Below are 22,304 nucleotides of genomic sequence, written 5' to 3' on the forward strand. Positions count from 1 at the left end.
CGGCGGCGCTCCCTCAGAGCGCGGACACCTTCTCGACCAGGGCCTTTGCCTCGTCGCTATCCCAGGCGGCGGGGCCGTTCATCGAGCCGATGAGGCAGCCCTTTTTGTCGAGCACAAGCGTGACCGGCAGGCCGAACGCAAGGCCTTCCTTTTTGAGCGCATTGAACACGCCCATGGAACTGTCGCGGTAATAGGCAAGCTTGTGAACGCCGGTCTCATCGAGAAACGCTTTCGGCTTTTCATCACCGCCGGTATCGATGTTGATCGCCACCACTTCGAAGCGATCGCCGCCCTTGGCCGCCTGCAGGGCGTTCAGCGCCGGCATTTCCTCGCGGCAGGGCACGCACCAGGTGGCCCAGAGATTCAAAAGAACCGTTTTTCCTTCAAAACTCGTGAGCGAAAGCGCAGCGCCATCCGGCCCCTTGAAGGAGAGCGGCTGCAGAGGACGCGGCTGCGGCGTTGCGACCAGCGCCGCGATCTGCCCCTTGGCCAGTTCGGAGACGGTTCTGGCATGCGCGACGGCTCCTGCGCAGCGGGCATCCGCAACGGCGGCAGCGCCATCCGGGCCATTGCCAGACAGCCCCCCCTTCACGTATACCGCCACGGCGCCGGCGAGAATACCCGCGACGGCGGCAATCATGATCAGGCGCACGGACGGCAGACCCAGCGGTCTCTTGTTCGACATTTCATACTCCAGGGCGGATACTCATGGGCGACGGCACGAAGGATCAGGCTTCCTCCAACCAGATGTGGGGCGGACGTTTTGCTTCCGGTCCCGATGCCATCATGGAGGAGATAAATGCCTCCATCGGCTTCGACAAGAAACTTTACGCCCAGGACATCCGCGGATCGATTGCTCACGCCACCATGCTGGCGAAACAGGGCATTATTTCCGGCGAGGATAAAGACAAGATCGTACACGGGCTGAACACGATCCTGTCAGACATAGAAGAAGGCCGCTTCGAATTCTCGCGCAAGCTCGAAGACATTCACATGAACATCGAGGCACGGCTGGCAAGCCTGATCGGCCCGGCGGCTGGGCGCCTGCACACGGCCCGCTCGCGCAATGACCAGGTGGCGCTCGATTTCCGCCTCTGGGTCAAGGAAGAACTGGCAAAGACGGAAGCGATGCTGAGCGACCTGATTGCAGCCCTCCTCGACAAGGCAGACGAGCATGCCGACACCGTCATGCCCGGCTTCACGCATCTGCAGACCGCGCAGCCGGTGACCTTTGGCCATCATTGCATGGCCTATGTGGAAATGTTCGGCCGTGACCGCGCCCGCGTGCGCCACGCCATCGACCATCTGGACGAAAGCCCGATCGGTGCGGCCGCACTTGCCGGCACCGGCTTTGCCATCGATCGCCACATGACCGCTGAAGCGCTTGGCTTCCGCGAGCCGACACGCAATTCCATCGACACCGTGTCGGACCGCGACTTTGCGCTGGAATTCCTGTCGGTCGCGGCCATCTGCGCCGTCCATCTGTCGCGCTTTGCCGAAGAAATCGTCATCTGGTCGACCCCGCAATTCGGCTTCATCCGCCTGTCGGATGCGTTTTCGACCGGCTCCTCGATCATGCCACAGAAGAAGAACCCGGACGCCGCCGAACTGGTGCGCGCCAAGACCGGCCGCATCAACGGCTCGCTGGTGGCGCTTCTGACTATCATGAAGGGCCTGCCGCTCGCTTATTCCAAGGACATGCAGGAAGACAAGGAACAGGTCTTCGACGCGGCCGAAAACCTTGAGCTGGCGATTGCCGCCATGGCCGGCATGGTGCGCGACATGACAATCCGCACCGATCGCATGCGCGCCGCTGCAGGCTCCGGCTATTCGACGGCAACCGACCTTGCCGACTGGCTGGTGCGCGAAGCAGGCCTTCCCTTCCGGGATGCCCATCATGTGACGGGCCGCGCGGTGGCGCTGGCGGAAAAAAAGGGATGCGACCTCTCCGGCCTTTCGCTCGAAGAGCTTCAGTCGATCCATGCGTCCATCACGCAAAACGTCTTCGACGTGCTGTCGGTCGATGCCTCGGTGGCAAGCCGCACCAGCTTTGGCGGCACGGCGCCGAGCGAAGTGCGCAAGCAGATTGCCTGGTGGCGCGGTCGCAACTGATAAACGGCGCCCGCCGATCGTTCACGAGAATTGACTGCACAAGCGGGCGGAACTTCGCTATGAACAGGCCTCACCGCTTTCTGACAAAGGAATAGGAATGTCCACCTTGCGCACACTCGCCCGCATCACGATCGTGCTCTGCATCGCAGGCGTTGCCGTCACCGGCTGCGGACGCAAGGGCAAGCTCGACAAGCCGAGCACGCCGGTCGAGCAGCAGAACATCCGCAAGACCGGCAACCAGAAACCCGATCCGGTTGCCGAAAAGCCGTTCCTTCTCGACCCGCTTCTCTGATCCGAGCACGCCCGTGAACCATTTCCATTATATCGACGGCGTGCTGCACGCCGAAAACGTTCCCGTGCCGGAGATTGCCAAAGCGGTCGGCACGCCCTTTTACGTCTATTCGACGGCGACACTGGAGCGTCACTACAAGGTATTCGCGCAAGCCTTTGCCGATGTGGATGCCATGGTCTGCTATGCCATGAAGGCCAATTCCAACCAGGCCGTGCTGAAGACGCTGGCAAAGCTTGGCGCGGGCGTCGATGTCGTCTCGGGCGGAGAGTTGCACCGGGCACTGGCCGCCGGCATTCCGGCAAACCGCATCATGTTTTCCGGCGTCGGCAAGACGCCGGTGGAGATGGATCTGGCACTTGACGCCGGCATTTACTGCTTCAACGTCGAATCCGAGCCGGAACTTGAGGTTCTCAACAGCCGCGCGGTGAAGAAGGGCCTGAAGGCGCATGTCTCCTTCCGCATCAATCCGGATGTGGATGCGCGCACCCATGCCAAGATCTCCACCGGCAAGAAGGAAAACAAGTTCGGCATTTCCTATGAGCGGGCGCGGGCAGTCTATGCCCATGCAGCGACGCTTCCAGGCATCGCAGTGACCGGCATCGACATGCATATCGGCAGCCAGATTACCGAATTGCAGCCCTTCGAGGATGCGTTCCGGCTGCTGCGCGAGCTGGTGGAAACGCTGCGCGGCGATGGTCATGTCATCGATCACGTCGATATTGGCGGCGGACTTGGCATTCCCTACCGCGAAGACAACAGCCCGCCGCCGCTGCCGGATGCCTATGCCGCAACCGTCAAGGCGCAGCTTAAGAGCCTCAACTGCCGGATCGTGACGGAACCCGGCCGCCTCATCGTCGGCAATGCCGGCATTCTGGTTACCGAAGTCATCTACGTGAAGGATGCCGGCAACAAGATCTTCGTGATCGTTGACGGTGCGATGAACGATTTGATCCGCCCGACGCTGTACGAGGCCTATCACGGCATTCGCCCGGTGGTGGTTCCCGCAGACGATGCACCGCGCATCAAGGCCGATGTCGTCGGCCCCGTCTGCGAGACCGGCGACTACCTGGCACTTGAGCGCGAAATGGCGCAGCCAAAGGCCGGCGACCTTTTTGCCATCGCCTCCGCAGGCGCCTATGGCGCCGTCCAGGCCGGCACTTACAATTCGCGGCTTCTGGTGCCGGAAGTGCTGGTTAAGGGCGACCGGTTCCACGTCATCCGCCCGCGCGGCACCTATGACGAACTGATCGGACTTGATTCCGTGCCGGACTGGCTCGCCTGAGCAGGCGGCGGCGGGGTACCTGAAGCGTCTCCCGCCGTTCACAATTCGGCGAACCGAATAAAAACCGCGGACAATCCGGCCTTGTCCCCTCGTCTTCGCCACAAACACTGGTATCCTTGAGGGCTACGGGTTCGCGTGCTGCCGTGCCCGACGTCGGTTGACGCCGCCACCCCACAGGAGACGGACCGCATGAGCCTGAACCGCAAAGGCGCCTTCGAAGGCCATCCCGACCTGGCGCGGCGCGTCGCACTGAAACGGTCGGTCGCCCGCGTCGTGCTGTTTTGCGAACGGCTTGCACCGCTTCTCCTGATGCCGCTTGGCATCCTCGCGCTGTTTTTCGCTGGTGCCTGGTTCGGCCTGTTCCGCCTGATGCCGGACCTGATGCGCTGGGTGGCGCTCGGGGTCTTCGTCTTTGCCTTCCTCATGTCCATCCTGCCGCTCGGTCGCCTTCGCTGGCCGGCACCGGCCGATGGCGACCGCCTGCTTGAGACGCGCAACAACCTGCCGCACCAACCGGTGGCCGTGCAGGAGGAAGAACCGGCCTTCGACACGCCTTTTGCGCGCGCGCTCTGGAAGGAACACCAGATCCGCATGGCCAGGCGCATTGCCGCACTGGACGCCGGCCTGCCGCGCCCCGACATTGCCCTCCACGACCGTTTCGGCCTGCGCGCCGTGCCAGCCCTGCTGCTGGTGGCGGCCTTCGGCTACTCCTTCTCCAATTCCGGCGGCCGTCTCAGCGATGCGGTGGCGCCGTCTGCGCCGGCTGCCCGCATCAATCCGGACCTGCGTATCGATGCGTGGCTGACGCCCCCTGCCTATACGGGCCGGGCGCCGATCTTCCTTACCGGCCGCGAAGCGCCCGTCACCGAAACGGTCCGGTTTCCGCAATATTCGGACCTCACCATTCGCGTGACCGGCGGCGAGGGCGGTGAAGCCGTCCGCTTTGCCCCGCAGCAGGCGGGCACTCCGCGCAGCCTTGTCCCCGACGAGGCCGAGACGAAGGACGCCGGCACGGGGCCGTCCGAAGGACGGCAGACCGCTGCTGCGGGCCAACCGCTTGCGCCGCGCACCTACAAGATGAAGGTTACCGAAAGCGGCGACCTCACCGTCAACGGCCAGCAATGGCTCTTCGACGTGATTGCCGACCGCGCGCCGGAAATCGCCTTCGACAAGCCGCCGCGCCGCGCCGTAAACGGGGCGCTGGAGATCGGCTTTACCGGCAAGGACGACTACGGGATCCAGAAGGCAATCGCCGTCATCGAGCCGGTGGAACAGCAAGGGGCCGAAGCCACGCCCCTCTACCCGCTTCCCGAATACAAGCTGGATCTGCCGCGCCAGAATGCCCGCGAGGTGAAGGGGCTGACGAGCCGCAACCTCACCGAACATCCGCTGTCGGGCAAGCGCGTGCGCATTACGCTTGTGGCAACCGATGGCGCGGGCCAGGAAGGCCGCAGTGCGCCGGTGGAAATGGTGCTGCCTGCCCGCCGCTTCTCTGAACCGCTGGCCGCTGCCGTTGCCGAAGAGCGGCAGGTGTTTTCGCTCGATACCCGCCAGATGCCGCGGGCGATCGCGCTCAACGAGGCGCTGGCGCTACGCCCCGACGAAACCATCCCCAATCTCAGCCACTTCCTCTTGATCCGCTCGGCGCTGGAGCGCATGAAGCTGGCGCGCTCCGAAGAGCAGTTGAAGGACACGGCCGATTATCTCTGGGAGATCGCGCTCGGCATCGAGGACGGACAGCTGTCGCAGGCCGAACGCCGCCTGCGCGATGCGCAGGACGCCCTCTCCGAAGCCCTGCAGAATGGTGCTTCCGACCAGGAAATCGCCCGCCTGATGCAGGAACTGCGCGAGGCCATGAAGAACTTCATGTCGGAACTGGCGCAGCGCATGCAGAACATGCCGCAGGGCCAGCAGAATATGCAGGCGCAGAACATGCTGCGCCAGCGTGATTTGCAGAACATGATGGACCAGATCGAAAACCTGGCCCGCTCCGGCAACCGCGATGCCGCCCAGCAGATGCTGTCGGATCTGCAGCGCATGATGAACAATCTGCAGGCCGGGCGCATGCAGCGCCCGCAGCAGGGCCAGCAGCAGCAGAACAGCCAGATGCGCCAGCAGATCGACAAGCTCGGCGAGATCATGCAGGAACAGCAGCGCCTGATGGACCAGACATTCCAGCTGGACCAGGCCCTGCGCGACCGCATGCAGCGCGGCGACCCGGATCAGCCCTATGAGCAGGGTCAGAACCCGCAAGGTCAGCAGCAGCAGGGTCAACAGGGCCAGCAACAGCAAGGCCAGCAGCCGACAGACCAGATGACGGCCGAGCAGTTGCGCGAGGCGCTGAAACAGCTGCGCGCCCAGCAGGATGGCCTTGGCCAGAAACTCAAGGACCTGCAAAAAGGATTGAAGGACCTCGGCATGCAGCCCGGTGAAGGCTTTGGCCAGGCCGAACGGGAAATGGGCAATGCCGGCAAGGCGCTGGGTCAAAGCCAGGGCGAACAGGCCGTGGAAGGCCAGGGCAATGCCCTCAATGCACTGCGCCAGGGCGCCCAGAGCATGATGCAGCAGATGATGCAGGCCATGCAGCAGGGCCAGGGGCAGCAGGGCGAAGGCCAGAACCCCGGCGAAGGCATGGCCTCGCAGGGCGGACAGAACGGCCGCGACCCGCTCGGTCGCCCGCGCGCTAATTCCGGCCCGGAATTCGGCGATCAGGTGAAGGTGCCTGACGAGATCGACGTCCAGCGGGCGCGTGAAATCCTCGACGCCATCCGGGAACGCCTCGGCAATACGCTGTCGGGTGAAGCGGAGCGGCGCTATCTGGAGCGCCTGCTCGATATCCGCTGATCGCGGAATCCGGCATCAACCGGTGCGATAGCCGATCCCATGCGATGTGCTGAGCTTCAGCACACGCACTGACGCGGACTGGCGACGATCAGGCAGCCTTGGGTGCAGACAGGGCAAGGGCTACGGCGCGGCGGATGTCCGGAAGTGCAAAGGGCTTGTCGACGACATCAATGACCTTGCTCATCAGGTCGTCCGCCCGTTCGCGCTGTTCGGCATAGCCGGTCATCAGCAGGATTTTCAGGGCGGGAAATTGAGCGGCTGCCTTGTGGGCAAGCTCGATGCCGTCCATCACCGGCATGCGAATATCGGAGAGAAGCAGGTCGAACGGCCCCTCCCCCAAAAGCTGCAATCCTTCTGCGCCATCAGCCGCTTCATGCGTCTCATGCCCATCCAGACGCAGCGCCCGTGCCACGAACGAACGCAACGAATCTTCGTCCTCGGTAATCAGGATCTTGGCCATGGCTGTCATTGTCTCCCATGCATCATGCATCAAATCGGGATCCAGATGACCCGGATTTCCTTTGCGAGGAGTAAACGGCGCGACCTGCTGATCCTAAATGGTTAACGCACGGTGAGCAGGGCTCACCTTCGCGCTCACCCTTCAGCATCTCCGGTAACCACACCGACGAAGGGCAGCTCGCGGAAGGCATAGGCCACGTCCATGCCATAGCCGACAACGAAGTAATCGGGGCATTCGAAACCGACGTAATCGGCCTCCAGCGCTTCCTGGCGCTTGACGCGTTTGTCGAGGAGAACCGCGATGGAGACGTTGCGGGCACCGCGCTCGTAAAGCAGTTCCTTGGCAAATTTCAGCGTGCGGCCGGATTCCAGAATGTCGTCGATCAGGAGGACATCGCGATCCTTCACGTCCGAATCGATATCCTTGACAATGCGTACGCCCTTGGAGACGGTGCCTGCGCCGTAACTCGACAGGGTGATGAACTCCACTTCCGGTGCGAGCCCCGTGTCGTGCAGCGCCCGCAAGAGATCGGCGGCAAAAATGAACGAGCCCTTCAGCACCGCAATGACCAGCAGATCCTTGGTAGGGCCTTCGGCGATGCGGCGGGCAATGTCATGATTGCGCTCGGCGATCTGCTCGGCAGTGTAAAGCGGTTCGATGATTTTGCCGCGCACGATGGGCATGGAGCGTCTCCGGGCTGTTTCCAAACGCCCGCGATAGCACAGATCAGGAGCCGGATGCACCAGCCCTTGCGAAGGAAAGTCTAAGCCGCGGGTTTTTTCCACCCGGATGCAGCATGGAAAAGGAAAATCCGTGGCTATGATGGCCGCCCATGGCGGCGACGGGCGCATCGATCAGCGCATCGGCAACGACGGCGCCATCCACCAGAAGCTCGGCATGGATGGCGGGAACCGGTAGCGAACCAGGGCCACGGTTTTCCACCACGCCATTGATCGTCAAAGTGCTGCCGCCCGCCTGCGGCGTCAGCGTCACATGGGTGATGTCTAGACCCGGCGCCGGATGCGCATCGGCTGCACCGCCGGAGAGAAGAGAAAAGCCGCCGCAAAGCGCAAAGACGACGACAAAGACAAAAGCAACCACGGCGGAAAAGAGATCGGCAGACATGCGCGACAGCATTGCCTCGCATCGCTCCACCAGCCGCGCGATACGAGAGGCCGGTTCGCCGATCAGGCCACCCTGAGGTCTTTGGCCGGCGAAGGACGGGCGTGCGCTATGAACGGCATTGTCATTGCCGTAACCCTGCGGCCGCCCGGATTGCGCCGGTGTGCGCACGGTGACGAAGTCCACGTCCACCACATCCACGGGGCCTCTGGCCGGAGCTTGCGGGCGCGGGGGCCGGCTTTGCGGCGGCAGGATGTCATAGGTTTCGGCAAGCTTTCGACGGCGCGAGCGGAATGCGTGCATGGTTCTCTCCCGCCCGTCCACATGAAGATGAAATTTCGGGCATTGAAACGGAACCCGCTCAGTCGTAAATTCAAATGGTTAATGCTTCGCAAAATCTCCCCGGAAACGCCTTGTTTCCCGCGCATGATTCAGAAACTGTCAACCCTTGGCCTTTACCAAGAGCGCCACATCACTTCCCAAGCGACTGGACGACGCGTTGATCCATTTCGAAAATGTCGGTTTGCGATACGGGATGGGGCCCGAAATCCTGCGGGATATGACCTTCGACATTCCCAAGCGCTCTTTCCAGTTCCTCACCGGCCCCTCGGGCGCGGGCAAGACCACGCTGCTGCGCCTGCTGTTCATGTCGCTGCAGCCGACGCGCGGTCTCATCCGCATGTTCGATCGCGACCTGTCGCAGATCCCGCGCAATGAATTGCCGATGCTGCGCCGACGCGTCGGCATCGTGTTTCAGGATTTTCGCCTGCTCGACCACCTGACCACCTATGAGAATGTGGCGCTGCCCTTACGCGTGCGCGGCAAGGACGAGACGAGCTACCGGACGGATGTGATCGAACTTTTAAAATGGGTGGGACTTGGCGAGCGCATCAATGTCTTGCCACCGGTCCTTTCCGGCGGTGAAAAGCAGCGTGCCGCAATCGCGCGCGCCCTGATGGACCGGCCGGAAATCCTGCTGGCGGACGAGCCGACCGGCAATGTCGATCCACCGATGGCGCGCCGGCTCCTCAACCTCTTCCTCGAACTCAACCGGCTTGGAACCGCCGTGGTGATTGCAACGCATGATCTTGGCCTGATGGACCAGGTGGATGCGCGCCGGATGATCCTCACCGAAGGGCGGCTCGACATCTATGAATGATATCAGCCGCCCCGTGCCCGGCCAGAAAGCCGGTCCAAAGGATAGCACACCGACGCCTCAGCCCGTCCAGCCGCGCCGGGCGGAAATGCGTGTGCGCCCGACAGGTCCGATCCTGCCGCCCACCAATATCCAGGGCAATGCGCTTCTGGTGGTCATCGCCATCATGTCGTTTCTGGCGTGTCTGACGCTTGGGGCCGTCAGCATGGTACGCTCGACGGCCGCCTCCTGGGAAAGCCAGATCTCCCGTGAGATCACCATCCAGGTCAAACCCGATGACGGGCTGGACATGGATGCGACGCTGAAAAAGGCACGGGACCTCGCGCTCACCTTCGTTGGCACGAAGGAGGGCATGATCATGGACGACGCGGCGACCGCGCGCCTTCTGGAGCCGTGGCTGGGCGCCGGACTGGACCTCAAGGAACTGCCGGTGCCGCGCCTTGTCATCATCACCATCGATGAGACGCACCCGCCGGATTTTGCTGCCATGCGCGACATGTTGCGCACCGAAGTGCCGCAGGCCTTTCTCGATGACCACCGGACTTGGGTGGACCGTCTCGTCTCCATGGCCCATACCACCGTCCTCATCGGCACCGGCGTGCTGATCCTCGTCTTTACCGCCATGATCCTCACCGTGATCTTTGCCACGCGCGGCGCGCTCTCCGGCAATCGGCATATCGTCGAAGTGCTGCATTTCGTCGGCGCCGAAGGCGGCTTTGTCGCCACCGAATTCCAGAAGCATTTCTTGAAGATCAGCCTGAAGGGCTCGGCGGCCGGCGGCATTCTTGCCGCTCTTCTGTTTGCCACCGCCGGCATTTTACAGAGCAATACCCGCGCCACGCCGCAGACTGACCAGGCGACCGCCCTGTTCGGCACTTTCACGATCAACTTCATGGGATATCTCGGCATTCTCGCCACGATGATCGTGATTGCGCTTTTGACGACGCTGACGGCACGCTTTACCGTCATGCGCACCATCGACGAAATCGATCTTATCCGCTCCGATCCCTCGCGCTCCGACGGCTTGCCGGGCAGCTGAGCGGGAATTAGATCTGTTCTCATGGCAAAACACGGGCTAAGGACGAGGTCATGACCCTTGGCCAGACGCGCACCACCGGAATGGCTCGCCCGCCGCGGCAAAACGGCGGCAGCGGCTGGTTTCGCCGTAGCGGGCCGGTGCGGCGCTGCCTGCGCTATCTGGGACTGCTCGCGATGCTGGTCATCGCCTGCGTCTTTGCAGGCTTCCTGTGGTTTGCCGATGCGGTGACATCCCTTCGCGCGCCAGACGGCGTGAAGGCGGATGCCATCGTGGTGCTGACGGGCGGATACCAGCGGATCGACCAGGCGCTGGGGCTTCTGCGGGATGGTGCCGGCGGCCGGCTGTTGATTTCAGGCGCCCATCCTTCCACCTCTCCCAAGCAGATCCGGCGCACGACGCAAAGCTCGGCCGACCTTTTCAAGTGCTGTGTCGATGTGGGCTACGAGGCGATCGACACCATCGGCAATGCCAACGAGATCACCCGCTGGATCCATGATCACGGCTACCATTCGGTTCTCGTCGTCACCAACAACTACCACATGCCGCGCAGCCTGCTCGAACTGCGCCTGATCGACCGGAAGACGGACTTCATCGCCTATCCCGTCATCAATGCCGATCTGAAGCGCAAGGCCTGGTTTACCGAACCGGACGTGCTGCGCATCATGCTCGCCGAATATGCCAAGATGGCAGCAGCAAGCCTGCGTTCGCTGATGGGCATCCAGCAGGGCAATGGTCTGCGCAGCGAGGAAGAGATCCAGCAGGAAAGCGCACGGCCGGCCCGCTGAGACAATGCTTCCGTCGAGGATCGGGATGGTGTAGGGACGCCTTGCCCAGTCACCGGAACCGGACTTCATGCTTTTCCTGCGTTCGAATCTGTTCAACATCGCCTTCTATGCCAATCTGATCCTGCGCATGATCATCCTGGCCCCTATCTATTTCATCCTGCCGCGCAAGAAGGCTCTGTGGGTGCCGAAATCCTGGGCGCGTTCCAACCACTGGCTGATGCGCAAGATGGTGGGCACCACGTTCGAAATCGAAGGGCTGGAAAACCTGCTGACGACGGGCTGCATCTTTGCCCCGAAGCACCAGTCGATCTGGGATACCTATGCGCTGCTGCCCTGGGTGGAGGATCCGGTCTACATCCTGAAGCGGGAACTCACCTGGATCCCGATCTTCGGCTGGTACCTGATGAAGCAGAACATGATCCCGGTGGACCGCAGCGCCCGCGGCAAAGTGATCGTCGAAATGATGCGCCGGACAAAGCAGGAGATGGAGAACGGCCGCCAGCTGATCATCTATCCCGAGGGCACCCGCCGTCCGCCCGGCGCAGAAGCACAATACCGCTATGGCATCGCGCGCATCTACCGTGACATGCAGGTGCCGGTCGTGCCGATTGCCATGCATCCCGGTCTGTTCTGGCCACGCCGCAGCACCCTGCGCTATGGCGGGCACTTCAAGATCCGGATCCTGCCGCCCATCCAGCCGGGGCTCGATCCGGACGTGTTCTTCGCGCAGCTGACCGAGACGCTGGAAAAAGCAAGCGACGCGCTTCTGATCGAAACGCTGACCGCCAACCCCCACCTGCCCGTACCGCCGGAAGCGGCCCGCAGGCTCGCCGAAATCAAGGCTCAGGCCACAGCCTGAGCCGTCATGGCGGCAACACGCGCCGCAACACCTTCCAGCCAGGCATCGCGAATGCCCATCTCCTTCAGATGCGCGACCGTGTTGACCACATAGGCTTCGTTCGGACCCGACTGCCCCTCAGACATGCCGACGATCCGTGCGGCCTCGGCGATATCCAGCGCGCCGGCATATTGCGGGTGGCTGCGATCAACCACATAGCCGATGGCGCGCACCTCCCGCCCGTCCTCAAGCTCCAGCCGCAGGTGGCGCTCCAGGTAGACGTTCGTCACCAGTTCGCGTTTGCGCAGATAATCGAGAACCTCTTCGCGGTCGTCCGCGTTCACCTTGAAAGCGGCACCCCGACAGGAACCGCCACGATCGAGACCGAGGACCAGCCCTGGCCGTTCCGGTGTTCCCCGATGTACGAAGGAACGGATACACAGCGACCGCCGATAACCGAAAGCCCGCGCGCCAAGGCGCTCTTCAAAGACAAAGCCCGGATTCCACATCAGGGAGCCGTAGCCAAAGACCCAAAATTCGTCCATATCCCACGCCAAACCGCACGCACTCGAACGAGCACCATTGGAGATCATCATGGCAGCGTCAAGCCGAAGCGGCGTCTCTGCGAAAATTTGGGCGCTGGCAGCCGCGATCGTGCTGGCCATTGCCGTCTATACGGGCGGCTGGTTCTATGCCGCAGCCGCGCTGAAGGCCAATACGCTTGCGCTGCTGGGAAAGCAGAAAGAGAACAATGTCAGCGCCGAATGCGCAGATGCCACCTATCGCGGCTATCCCTTCCGCATCGGCCTGTTCTGCTCGAAAGTCTCGATCGATGATCGCGCAAACGGCATTTCGGCCGTGTTCGGCCCCTTGCGCTCGGCAGCACAGGTCTATCAGCCGAGCCACATCGTGTGGGAACTCGACGGCCCTTCGGAAGTGCGCACCAGCCACGGCCTTTCGGTTTCCTCGCAATGGCAGACCCTGCAATCGAGCCTCGTCACCGCGTCCGGCGGCGTGGAGCGCAGCTCCACCGTGATCGGCGGCCTCACATCGGCGATCCTGTCATCGCAGACCGGACAGGCGTTTGACCTCAAAGTGGAGCATGCGGAAACGCATCTGCGCCAGAACGGGCCGGATCTCGATGCCGCCATGACGCTTCGCAACACGGATCTCACCGCCAAGGGCCTGCCGCCGCTTCTGCCGCGCTTCACGGCGATTGCCGACATCACGCTTGCCGGCAAGGCGGAGCTGCTGGAAGGCCGGGACGAAACGGGGCTCTATGGGAGCACCGGCCAGATCCGCCAGCTCGGCATCGACCTCGGGGACGGCGAAATCCTCAGCATCAGCGGCCCGGTGTCGGTGGATGCGCAGGGGCGCCTGTCGGGCAAGCTGCGTCTTGAGGTGGAAAAGATCGGCGCATGGCGCGACCGGCTGAAGACCAGCTTTCCGCAGCTCGGCCGCACCATCGATACGGCCTCGAGCATGCTCTCGGCGCTGACCGGCGGTGGCGATCGGGCAACGCTGGATCTGACCCTCAACCGCGGCAAGATCCTGGTCGGCGGTTTCATCCCGCTGGGTGAAATTCCGCCGATCTGAAGACAGGCGCTGCCAGCGCCTGATCAGGCCTTGGGATCGAGCGCGTGGCGACCGAAGTCCGGTGCGTCGACATCCTGGCCTGCTTCCACGATGGAGCGGCGGATGGTGCGGGTGCGCGAGAAAAGCTCGAACAGCTTGTCCCCCTCGCCCCAGCGGATCGCCCGTTGCAGGGAGGCGAGATCTTCCGAAAACCGCGCCAGCATTTCCAGGATCGCATCCTTGTTGTGCAGGCACACATCCCGCCACATGGTGGGATCGGAGGCGGCGAGACGGGTGAAATCGCGAAAACCGGAGGCGGAATATTTGATGACTTCCGATTCCGTCACCGTTTCCAGATCGTCTGCCGTGCCGACGATGTTGTAGGCGATGATGTGCGGCAGGTGCGAGACGATGGCGAGCACCTTGTCATGGTGCTGCGGGTCCATCTCGTCGATGCGAGAGCCGAGCGCATCCCAGAAACCGCGCAGGCGCCCAAGCGCCACGGGATCGGTGTCGGGAAGCGGCGTGAAGATGCACCAGCGGCCCTTGAACAGGCCGGCAAAGCCGGCATCTGGGCCGGACTTTTCCGTGCCCGCCAGCGGGTGGCCGGGAATGAAATGCACGCCTTCGGGCACGTGCGGCGCCATCTGCGCCATGACGGACGCCTTGGTGGAGCCGACATCGGTGAGGATCGCACCGGCCTTGAGGTTCGGCGCAATCTGCTCGGCAACCGCGCCGGACGATCCGACCGGCACCGAGACGATAATGAGATCCGCATCCTTCACCGCCTCTGCCGCTGACGTGACATAACGGTCGCCGAGGCCCAGTTCCTCGGCGCGCTGCAAGGTCGCCTCGCTGCGGGTGGAGATCACCAGTTCGCCGGCAAGGCAAAGCTCCTTGATATCGCGCGCAATGGAGGAACCGATCAGGCCAATGCCGATCAGCGTGATGCGATCAAACAGAATGCTCATGCCCGGCTCATGAACTCGCCGAGCGCTTCGATCACCCCGCGATTGGCCTCTTCGGAGCCCACCGTCATGCGCAGGGCATTGGGAAAGCCATAGCCCTTGACCGCGCGCAGGATGAAGCCGCGGCTGGTCAGGAACTCATCGGCTTCCGGCGCCCGCTTGCCGTCCACATCGGGGAAATGGATGAGGAGGAAATTGGTGACGGAGGGCGTCACTTTCAGGCCAAGCGTGGTGAAGGCATGGGTCAGCTTGTCGCGCCACAGCGTATTGTGCTCGACGGCGCGGGCAATGAACTCCTGGTCGCGCATGGCGATGCTGCCGGCGGCAATGGCGGGCGCATTGAGGTTGAACGGTCCGCGCACGCGGTTCAGCGCATCCAGAATATCGGCCGGGCCATACATCCAGCCGATGCGCAGCGCTGCAAGGCCGTAAGCCTTGGAGAAGGTGCGGCACATCACGACGTTCTGGTTCGACGAAATCAGCTCGACACCGGCTTCGTAATCGTTCTCGCGCACATATTCCGCATAGGCGGCATCGAGCACGAGGATGACGTTCTTCGGCAGGCCGGCATGCAGGCGGCGGATTTCGGCGGCCGGCACATAGGTTCCGGTCGGATTGCCGGGGTTGGCGATGAACACCAGCTTGGTCTTTTCCGTCACGGCCGCAAGGATCGCGTCCACATCGACGCGGCAATCCTGCTCCTTGACGGTGACCGGTGTCGCACCGGCGCCCATGATCTGGATCTTGTAGACGAGGAAGCCGTGCTCGGTGATGATCGCCTCGTCCCCGGCACCAAGATAGACGTGGCAGAGAAGGCCGAGCAGCTCGTCAGAGCCGTTGCCGCAGAGAATGTTTGCCGGATTGAGGCCATGGGTGGCGGCAATGGCCGCGCGCAGTTCATGGGCCTGCCCGTCGGGATAGAGCTCAAGGTGACCGGCGGCCTGGCGAAATGCATCGATGGCCTTGGGGCTGGCACCCAGCGGCGTCTCGTTGGACGACAGCTTGAAGACGCGCGCCACGCCCGGCGCATGTTCCTTACCCGGCACGTAAGCTGCGATATCCAGAATTCCGGGACGGGGAACGGGCTTCAGCACTGCGGTATCCATGGGGCAAGACCTTTGGGTAAAAACGACCCTTCGCCCTTAATCCCGCTGCACGCTTTTGTCGAGGCCGAACAGGGGTTCAAGCGGTGTTCGGGTGGTGGGAACGCCCTGCCCTGCCAGGACGGGGACGAAAACCCGCCGCGAGGCACGCGCGGCCACCGGCAGGCCCTGGTAGAGGCGCTTCTGCGCTTCCAGAACGATAACGCCGGAAAAAGCCGGCCATAGGCGCCGCCCGATCCGCTCCAGGCCGTGGCGCAGCTTTAGGACAGCGCGGATCTTGGAGGGCGGGAAAAATAGCGCTTCGGCGCTGGCGGCCGGGGTGAAATTGGTTTCGCGCAACAGGTTGGTCAGCTGCCTGCGCGAATAAGGGCGGCCGGAGCCGAAGGGCGTATGCTCCATGCGCGCCCAGACGCCGCGCCGGTTGGGCACGACGATGACGAGACGTCCGCCCGGCGCCAGCACCCGCCAAAGCTCCTTCAGCGTCTCGCGCGGATTTTCGGCAAATTCCAGCGAATGCACCATCAGCACGCGATCAACGGAACTGTCGGGCAGCGGCAGTTCCTCTTCAAAAACCAGCGCCGTGGACGACAGCTCGCCGACCGGCCAGTTCACCGCCCCCTGGCCCGCCGGCATGAAGGCAAAGGTCCGCTCCGTATCCTTTCGAAACCGGTCGAGATAGGGAACCGCATAACCAAGCCCCACCAGCCGCTCCTCCGGCAACCGCGCCCAGAGCGATGCAAGCGCCATCGTGATCGAGTGCTCGGCGAAATGGCCGAGCGGCGAATGGTAGAACTCTCGAAGGTCGACGATATCGGCGTGCATGGCGAAAAGCTATCAGAGGGTGGTTGGACTTCAAAGCCCGGCTCTCTACATTGTGCCGATACGGTTGACGCACAATGGGCAATGGCGATGAAAACTCTGGCAATTGAAGTCTTTATGTGTCGCAGCGACAATTTTGGCGTGCTGCTTCACGATCCGGAAACCGGCCTCACCGCCGCCATCGACGCGCCCGAGGAAAAGCCGATCGTGGAGGCCGCAGAGCGCCGCGGCTGGACGCTGACCCACATCTTCACCACGCATCACCACACGGACCATGTGGAAGCAAATCTTGCGCTGAAGGAGCGCTACGGGCTGCAAATCATCGGCCCGATCAACGAGGCGGTCGCCATTCCGGGCCTTGATCGCACCGTGGCAGACGGTGACGAATTCCTCTTCGGCGACCATCCGGTGCGCGTCATCGAAACGCCCGGGCATACCGCCGGCCACGTCTGCTACCATTTTTCCGAGGACAAGATCCTGTTTGCGGCCGATACGCTGTTTGCGCTTGGCTGCGGGCGCCTGTTCGAGCGCACGGCCAGCGACATGTGGCATTCCATGCAGAAGCTCGCCGTGCTGCCGGATGAGACGGCCATCTATTTCGGCCACGAATACACGCTCTCCAATGCCCGCTTTGCCATCAGCATCGACCCCGACAACGAGGCGCTGCAAAGGCGCGTGGCCCAGATCGAAGCGCTGCGGGCAGAAGGCCGCTTTACCATCCCCACCATGATGGGGCTGGAGAAGGAAACCAATCCGTTCCTGCGCGTGGCCGATCCCGCCATCCGCAAACACCTGGTCATGGAAGGCGCCACAAACGAAGATGTCTTTGCCGAAATCCGCAAGCGCAAGGACAATTTCAAGTGACCGCCGACGAGATCATCGAGACGCTGAAGCTTGAGCCACATCCGGAAGGTGGCTGCTATATCCAGACCTTCCGCGATGGGGATGGAGATGCGCGCGGCCATTCCACGGCGATCTATTACCTTCTGAAAGCCGGCGAGCGTTCGCACTGGCACCGGGTGACGGATGCCGCCGAGGTCTGGCATTTCTACGCCGGAAGTCCGCTGAAGCTGAGGCTTGCGAAAGACGGCGAAGAAGGCCGGGAGATCATTCTCGGGCTCGATCTCAAGAACGGCGAGCGCCCGCAGGCCGTCGTCGTCGCCAATGAATGGCAGTCGGCAGAAAGCCTTGGGGCATTTACGCTGGTGGGCTGTACGGTTGCGCCGGGTTTCGAATTTTCAAAGTTCGAAATGGCGCCGCCGGGCTGGGAACCGGCCGGCTGACCGCTATTCAGCCGCGACGGCTTTCGATGTCTTTGCACGAAAGATCATGTCGCGGGCGGCCAGCACCGCACCGCCGGTGATCAGCAGGCAGGCGAGCGCAATACGCAGGCTCGGCTCGGCAAAGCCGAACAGCATCAGGATCAGGGTGGACAAAAGCGGCGCCGCATAGCTTGCAGCGCCGAGGATCTGGATATCGCCGGTCTTGACGCCGAAATCCCAGGCGTAGAAGGCAGCACCGACCGGCAGGAGGCCAAGGCCGATAATCGCCAGCCATTCCGTTGGCGCAGACGGCCAGATGCTGACCTCCAGCATCAGATGGCACAGCAGCGACAGAAGCGAGGTTGCCAGGCAAAAGCCGGTGACGACATCGGTGGAGACCGCCTCGAAGCGGCGCGTCAGAAGCGAATAGCCGGACCAGGTGAAGGCGCAGAGAAAGGCCGCGCCATAGCCGATGAGATAGGCGTCATCAAAGGCGATACCGGCGCGCGAGATGATGGCAAAGGTTCCGCCAAGCCCGCACAGCGCGCCTGCCACGTGATGCCACCGCAGCCGTTCGCCCGGCAAAAGCGCCGAACCGACCACGATAAACAGCGGCCAGAGATAGGCGATCAGCCCGGCCTCCACCGCCGGCGCATTGCGCAGCGCCGTGAAATACAAGAAGTGGTAGCCGAACAGCCCGCCGATGCCGGTCAGCCAGACTTTTGCCGGCTGCTTCAGAAGCGCAAGCCGCTTGGGGCGGGCAATCAGCAGGAGGACGCCGGGAAGACTGCCGATGGCAAAGGTGATGGCGGAAAGCTGAAACGGCGGCATGGTGCCGGAAGCTGCGGTCAGCAAAGCCAGCAGCGACCACATCAGGATGGCGGTAAAGCCGATCAGCGTACCCTTGACCTTCACGATCAGCCCCCTCATCTGACGGGGCCGCAGCATTCGCTGCTCAGCCGCCGTATTTCACCGCCGTCACATAGACATCGCCCACCCGCGTCGGAATGCGGGCGTAGACAGGTGCATATACATTGATGTTCGCGGCCTTGGCAAACCACACTTCCATGCGGGTCGACTTCAGGAATTCGATATCGCTGCGGCCCTTCCGGAAACCGGATTTGGGCACGTACCGCACTTCGCAGACCACCGCATCGCCCTTGAAACCATCGGTCGAGAACGGTTTCGTGCCCTTGTTCGACAGGACGAGGTCCATGCGCGACTCGCCGTCGTAGATCGGCAGCCGGCTGGGGCACACCTGGGCGCCATCGGGAAAAATGAGGCCCGAGAGCGGATCGAGAACCGACTGCAGGTCGCCGTCGCTCACCGGCACCCAGCTTGCCGGCCGCGGCTTCGGCTCCGGCTTGATCGTGGTGGAAACGACATTGCCGTTGCGATAGCTGATATCGTAACGACGCGTCTTCTTGTCCTGCGTGTAGATGAGCGAATAGCTGTTGGCCTGCAGCCTCTTGCCGCGGATGGCGCCATTGACATTGGTATCGGCGGAAATCCGGCTGAACAGGCTCACAATGCCCGACGACTGGAACGACCCGGTGATCCTGTAATCATTGCTGTCGAACTCGCTTGCAAATGACGCACGCGCGATCGGCAGCACGCCAAGCGAAATATTGTATTCGCTGACGTGACGAATGCCGGCCGGGACGGCAGGCGTGGCTGACAGCCCGAGGAGGGCCGCAAACAGGATGGCGGAACGGCTCCGGCGGAGCATGGACTTCCCCTGCGATTGGAGTGGAGACCAAGGGTTATAGCCTGCGCACTGTGGCAATAAAATAGCAAGATCGTGAGGCGGATCGGCGGAATCTCGGGAGAGCGGCGATGTTTGGCTTGACGCGCGCGGTCTCACTGACTATAGAACCGCAACTTTCCAATCATGACCAGTTGGATCGGCAGGCGGGGCTTTGCCCAGTGCCCCGTTCAATTGCTAAGAAGAACAAAGGTGTACACATGTCCCGTATGTGCGAATTGACCGGCAAGGGCGTCCAGTCGGGCAACAATGTCAGCCACGCCAACAACAAGACGAAGCGTCGGTTCCTTCCGAACCTGTGCCACGTCACGCTGATCTCCGACTCGCTTGGCCAGCGTTATCGTCTGCGCGTTTCGGCTCACGCCCTGCGCTCCGTCGAACATCGCGGCGGCCTCGATGCCTTCCTGCTGAAGGCTGACGAGAGCGAACTGTCGATGCGCGCCCGCCTGCTGCGCCGCCAGATTGCCAAGAAGACCGCTGAAGCTGCTGCTGCAGCCGCTTAAGTTTTCGACATCCTATCCGATACCAGTCAAGGCTTGATCGCTTCGCCGTTCAAGCCTTTTCTGTTGTTTCCTGTTCCTCTTGCTGGTGGCATCACCCAGGGTAAAAAAATGCTCATTCTGCGCACGACCATCCTTTACGTGGCCCTCATGACGCTGGTCGTCGTGGCCTCGAACTTTCTGGTTCAGTTTCCGGTCATCGGCTCCGTTTTCGGCATCCAACTGAGCGATCTTCTGACCTGGGGCGCCTTCATCTATCCGGCAGCCTTCCTGGTCACCGACCTGACCAACCGCCAGTTCGGCCCCAAAATCGCCCGCCGCGTCGTCTTTGTCGGCTTTCTCGTTGGCGTCACCATCTCGCTCTATACGTCCATGCCGCGCATCGCGATGGCGTCCGGCACCGCCTATCTCGTCGGCCAGCTCGTCGATATCTCGGTTTTCAACACGCTGCGCCGGCAGACCTGGTGGCGCGCGCCGCTGGCCGGCTCGCTGTTCGGTTCGGCACTCGACACGGTCATCTTCTTCTCGCTGTCCTTCGCACCCGCCTTTGCTCTGCTGGGCGCCAATGACGATTTTGCCATCGGCTCTGCCCCGATCCTCGGCGTGTTTGCAACCGAAGCACCGCGCTGGATTTCCTGGGCGATCGGCGATTTCGTCGTGAAACTCATCGTCGGCCTCGTCATGCTGCTGCCCTATGGGGCGCTGATGAGCGTGGTGAAGCCGATGCCGCCGGCAAAGGCTGCCTGAGCAAGTCGGAAGACAGGGGTCAGCCGTCCAGACGACTGCCCTCGACGACCTGATGCGCCAGAACCGCATCCACAAGTTCATCGACCGGACGGGCGGAATCCAGCCGCAGAACGGGTGCGGCCTGGGTCAGAAGCCAGGCTTCATGGGCGACAAGGCTGCGCTGATCCGGCCCTGCCGTGTCATAGCTTGCCGCCCAGTCGAGAAATTTTGCACTCGTTTCGGCCATGTCGCCACCCGGCAGGATGCGCGCGCCATAGCGCTCCGTCTCCCGCCTCCTGATGCGCTCCATGCGCAAGGCCGGATCAATCGTCAGGAAAACGATGAGGTCGTAGAGCGGTTCGAGCGGCGTTCCCCATTTGAGTGCCGAACCGGTCAGCACCCATCCTTGCGGGGACATCGACACTTCCGCCTGCACCAGTTCAAGCCGTTCGGAAACGGGCCGCAGCGTCGTAAAGGGCGGATCGGTTGGCATCCAGAAGAAATCATCCGTATCGAGGTGGCGAAGGGCAAGCCGCACCCCGAGAACACGTCCGAGTGTGGTGGTGCCGGAGCCGGATGCGCCCATGACATGAACCCGCAGCATCGCTCCCCTCCCGGTTATCTGTTACTCGACCAGCCTGAACTCCAGCATCAGGTTGCGCTGGAGGATCGAGTGATTGTCATCCGATACAAGGATGACATGGGCATGACCATCGGGGCCAGCGACCACGTCAATGCCTTCCATATTGTCGATCTCAAAGCCCATGTCCGCCTCCAGCAGAACAGGTCCGTCGACCAGCGCGCCGGGCTTCAGGCTCTTGCCGGCGATCCTGCGGATGCGCATCCCGACACCGCCGAGAATACTGAAGCGGCGCTCGAGCAGCAAGAGATCGCCATTGGGCAGGAAAGCGCCATCCGTCACGTCGAAGGGATCGTTGCGCACCACCTTGAACTGGCCCTTCAGCGGCCCTTCCAGAATGGCGGCATAAAGGTTGCCGTCTGCGTCCACGCTCTGTTCGGCAATGGTGATGACGGCCCCTTTCAGGGCGCTTTCGAGCGGCGCAACCAGCACGGTTTCAAGGCTGCCATTGCTGCGCAATTCCCGCTTCGGGATCAGGATATCAAGGCTGCGCTCCGGCCTTGCGTGCTCGAAGCCCGGATCAGGATAGACATCGACGCGATGACGACGTTCGAAGCTGACGATGGCCTGGCCCCGTCGCAGGGCAAGCCCCTCGGCATCGCTATCCCCCTTGACCCGCGGTTCTTCGCCGCGCGCATCGCGCATGGGGGTGATGCTGACCTCGGCAAGCCCCGACAGGCGCCCCACGGCATCCCGCACGAGCCGTCCTGTCAGCCAGTGGCCGGTGTCCGCAACGCCAACGAAATGCACGCCATCAGCACGCAGGCGGAAGCTGGACCAAGCGCCGAACAGCGGCTCGCTGGAGGTGAGTTGCAGGCCGCCCACAAACTCGAAGGCGCCGAACCGTGTCTGGTCCGAACCCGCTTTGAAGCTTGTAATGGGTTTTGCGACCACCGGTGCAGGCAGGCTCTCCGAGATAATGCTCGGAGCGGCCCCGGATTCCGGCGCAAGATAAACCCCGAGCGCCGTGCAAAGGCAGAGGGCACGGACCGCGCGACGCAGCATTTGTGGACGCG

At 62.6% G+C, this 22,304-nt stretch carries 25 protein-coding genes; 13 read left to right on the forward strand and 12 right to left on the reverse strand.

The genetic code is table 11. From position 1 onward, the window contains the following. Window positions 1-13: 13 nt before the first annotated feature. On the reverse strand, window positions 14-685 hold the full coding sequence (tlpA, locus tag J2858_RS15620; RefSeq protein WP_210105753.1) for a thiol:disulfide interchange protein TlpA: 672 nt from the start codon (window positions 683-685) through the stop codon (window positions 14-16). 23 nt (window positions 686-708) lie between these two features. On the opposite strand from tlpA, the gene argH reads away from it, so the two are divergent. The 4 genes from argH (at window position 709) to J2858_RS15640 (ending at window position 6,530) form a co-directional block, all read left to right on the forward strand. Next, window positions 709-2,112, forward strand: coding sequence for an argininosuccinate lyase (gene argH / locus J2858_RS15625; protein ID WP_210105754.1), 1,404 nt, complete (start codon window positions 709-711; stop codon window positions 2,110-2,112). A gap of 97 nt (window positions 2,113-2,209) precedes the next feature. Then, a complete protein-coding gene (gene lptM, locus J2858_RS15630) occupies window positions 2,210-2,404 on the forward strand; it encodes an LPS translocon maturation chaperone LptM (protein ID WP_210105755.1) in 195 nt (64 codons plus the stop codon). Window positions 2,405-2,417: 13 nt separating this feature from the next. Next, window positions 2,418-3,686 carry a diaminopimelate decarboxylase gene (lysA, locus tag J2858_RS15635; protein WP_210105756.1) on the forward strand — a complete coding sequence of 423 codons (1,269 nt, stop codon included), beginning with the start codon at window positions 2,418-2,420 and terminating at the stop codon, window positions 3,684-3,686. Between the two features lie 189 nt (window positions 3,687-3,875). Continuing rightward, window positions 3,876-6,530 (forward strand): TIGR02302 family protein, encoded by a 2,655-nt coding sequence (locus tag J2858_RS15640; protein ID WP_210105757.1) that lies wholly within the window; start codon window positions 3,876-3,878, stop codon window positions 6,528-6,530. 88 nt (window positions 6,531-6,618) lie between these two features. Here J2858_RS15640 and J2858_RS15645 read toward each other — a convergent pair whose 3' ends face one another. The 3 genes from J2858_RS15645 to J2858_RS15655 all read right to left on the reverse strand — a co-directional run bounded on the left by J2858_RS15645 (window position 6,619) and on the right by J2858_RS15655 (window position 8,415). After that, the gene (locus tag J2858_RS15645) at window positions 6,619-6,990 is read right to left on the reverse strand and encodes a response regulator (protein ID WP_210105758.1); all 372 of its coding nucleotides are present in this window, start codon (window positions 6,988-6,990) and stop codon (window positions 6,619-6,621) included. Window positions 6,991-7,124: 134 nt separating this feature from the next. After that, window positions 7,125-7,673, reverse strand: a complete 549-nt coding sequence (hpt, locus tag J2858_RS15650) for a hypoxanthine phosphoribosyltransferase (RefSeq protein ID WP_210105759.1) — start codon at window positions 7,671-7,673, stop codon at window positions 7,125-7,127. Between the two features lie 43 nt (window positions 7,674-7,716). Further along, window positions 7,717-8,415 (reverse strand): hypothetical protein, encoded by a 699-nt coding sequence (locus J2858_RS15655; RefSeq protein WP_210105760.1) that lies wholly within the window; start codon window positions 8,413-8,415, stop codon window positions 7,717-7,719. Window positions 8,416-8,611: 196 nt separating this feature from the next. Between J2858_RS15655 and ftsE the strand changes: the two genes are divergently transcribed. From ftsE to J2858_RS15675, 4 genes are all read left to right on the forward strand, one after another. Next, entirely contained in the window at window positions 8,612-9,271 is a 660-nt protein-coding gene (gene ftsE / locus J2858_RS15660) for a cell division ATP-binding protein FtsE (RefSeq protein WP_210105761.1), read from the forward strand. An 85-nt stretch (window positions 9,272-9,356) separates the two neighbouring features. Then, entirely contained in the window at window positions 9,357-10,307 is a 951-nt protein-coding gene (locus J2858_RS15665) for a cell division protein FtsX (protein WP_210106039.1), read from the forward strand. Window positions 10,308-10,357: 50 nt separating this feature from the next. Beyond that, the gene (locus tag J2858_RS15670) at window positions 10,358-11,092 is read left to right on the forward strand and encodes a YdcF family protein (protein WP_210105762.1); all 735 of its coding nucleotides are present in this window, start codon (window positions 10,358-10,360) and stop codon (window positions 11,090-11,092) included. 67 nt (window positions 11,093-11,159) lie between these two features. Further along, window positions 11,160-11,951 carry a lysophospholipid acyltransferase family protein gene (locus tag J2858_RS15675; RefSeq protein ID WP_210105763.1) on the forward strand — a complete coding sequence of 264 codons (792 nt, stop codon included), beginning with the start codon at window positions 11,160-11,162 and terminating at the stop codon, window positions 11,949-11,951. Here J2858_RS15675 and J2858_RS15680 read toward each other — a convergent pair. Further along, window positions 11,936-12,475, reverse strand: coding sequence for a gamma-glutamylcyclotransferase (locus J2858_RS15680; protein WP_210105764.1), 540 nt, complete (start codon window positions 12,473-12,475; stop codon window positions 11,936-11,938). The two genes, J2858_RS15675 and J2858_RS15680, sit on opposite strands and share 16 nt — an antisense overlap. 49 nt (window positions 12,476-12,524) lie before the next feature. On the opposite strand from J2858_RS15680, the gene J2858_RS15685 reads away from it, so the two are divergent. Further along, the gene (locus tag J2858_RS15685; RefSeq protein ID WP_210105765.1) at window positions 12,525-13,526 is read left to right on the forward strand and encodes a DUF2125 domain-containing protein; all 1,002 of its coding nucleotides are present in this window, start codon (window positions 12,525-12,527) and stop codon (window positions 13,524-13,526) included. 23 nt (window positions 13,527-13,549) lie between these two features. Here J2858_RS15685 and J2858_RS15690 read toward each other — a convergent pair whose 3' ends face one another. The 3 genes from J2858_RS15690 to J2858_RS15700 are packed head-to-tail and all read right to left on the reverse strand — an operon-like array spanning window position 13,550 to window position 16,398. Further along, the gene (locus tag J2858_RS15690) at window positions 13,550-14,476 is read right to left on the reverse strand and encodes a prephenate/arogenate dehydrogenase family protein (protein WP_210105766.1); all 927 of its coding nucleotides are present in this window, start codon (window positions 14,474-14,476) and stop codon (window positions 13,550-13,552) included. Continuing rightward, complete coding sequence (gene hisC, locus J2858_RS15695) at window positions 14,473-15,579, reverse strand: histidinol-phosphate transaminase (RefSeq protein WP_210105767.1); 1,107 nt, start codon at window positions 15,577-15,579, stop codon at window positions 14,473-14,475. Before hisC ends, J2858_RS15690 begins: the two co-directional genes overlap by 4 nt. Window positions 15,580-15,615: 36 nt before the next feature. Beyond that, window positions 15,616-16,398: a class I SAM-dependent methyltransferase gene (locus J2858_RS15700; RefSeq protein WP_210105768.1), complete on the reverse strand. Its 783-nt coding sequence runs from the start codon at window positions 16,396-16,398 to the stop codon at window positions 15,616-15,618. An 87-nt stretch (window positions 16,399-16,485) separates the two neighbouring features. Between J2858_RS15700 and gloB the strand changes: the two genes are divergently transcribed. Together gloB and J2858_RS15710 are read left to right on the forward strand one after the other, a co-directional pair. Next, window positions 16,486-17,259: a hydroxyacylglutathione hydrolase gene (gloB, locus tag J2858_RS15705; protein WP_210105769.1), complete on the forward strand. Its 774-nt coding sequence runs from the start codon at window positions 16,486-16,488 to the stop codon at window positions 17,257-17,259. Continuing rightward, window positions 17,256-17,678 (forward strand): cupin domain-containing protein, encoded by a 423-nt coding sequence (locus J2858_RS15710; protein ID WP_210105770.1) that lies wholly within the window; start codon window positions 17,256-17,258, stop codon window positions 17,676-17,678. The genes gloB and J2858_RS15710 overlap by 4 nt, the downstream gene beginning before the upstream one ends. A gap of 3 nt (window positions 17,679-17,681) precedes the next feature. On the opposite strand, the gene yddG is transcribed toward J2858_RS15710, so the two are convergent. Both yddG and J2858_RS15720 read right to left on the reverse strand, forming a co-directional pair. Then, window positions 17,682-18,572, reverse strand: a complete 891-nt coding sequence (gene yddG / locus J2858_RS15715; RefSeq protein WP_210106040.1) for an aromatic amino acid exporter YddG — start codon at window positions 18,570-18,572, stop codon at window positions 17,682-17,684. 40 nt (window positions 18,573-18,612) lie between these two features. Continuing rightward, window positions 18,613-19,386, reverse strand: coding sequence for a DUF3108 domain-containing protein (locus J2858_RS15720; RefSeq protein WP_210105771.1), 774 nt, complete (start codon window positions 19,384-19,386; stop codon window positions 18,613-18,615). A 236-nt stretch (window positions 19,387-19,622) separates the two neighbouring features. Here J2858_RS15720 and rpmB point away from each other — a divergent pair, with 236 nt between their 5' ends. Together rpmB and J2858_RS15730 are read left to right on the forward strand one after the other, a co-directional pair. Continuing rightward, the gene (gene rpmB / locus J2858_RS15725; protein WP_210105772.1) at window positions 19,623-19,925 is read left to right on the forward strand and encodes a 50S ribosomal protein L28; all 303 of its coding nucleotides are present in this window, start codon (window positions 19,623-19,625) and stop codon (window positions 19,923-19,925) included. Between the two features lie 108 nt (window positions 19,926-20,033). Further along, window positions 20,034-20,669 (forward strand): queuosine precursor transporter, encoded by a 636-nt coding sequence (locus J2858_RS15730; protein ID WP_210105773.1) that lies wholly within the window; start codon window positions 20,034-20,036, stop codon window positions 20,667-20,669. 19 nt (window positions 20,670-20,688) lie between these two features. On the opposite strand, the gene J2858_RS15735 is transcribed toward J2858_RS15730, so the two are convergent. Both J2858_RS15735 and J2858_RS15740 read right to left on the reverse strand, forming a co-directional pair. Beyond that, window positions 20,689-21,252, reverse strand: coding sequence for an AAA family ATPase (locus J2858_RS15735; protein ID WP_210105774.1), 564 nt, complete (start codon window positions 21,250-21,252; stop codon window positions 20,689-20,691). Window positions 21,253-21,273: 21 nt separating this feature from the next. Continuing rightward, window positions 21,274-22,293, reverse strand: a complete 1,020-nt coding sequence (locus tag J2858_RS15740; RefSeq protein ID WP_210105775.1) for an esterase-like activity of phytase family protein — start codon at window positions 22,291-22,293, stop codon at window positions 21,274-21,276. Window positions 22,294-22,304: the final 11 nt, after the last annotated feature.

The organism is Neorhizobium galegae, from assembly GCF_017877135.1.
Classification (GTDB): domain Bacteria; phylum Pseudomonadota; class Alphaproteobacteria; order Rhizobiales; family Rhizobiaceae; genus Neorhizobium; species Neorhizobium galegae_A.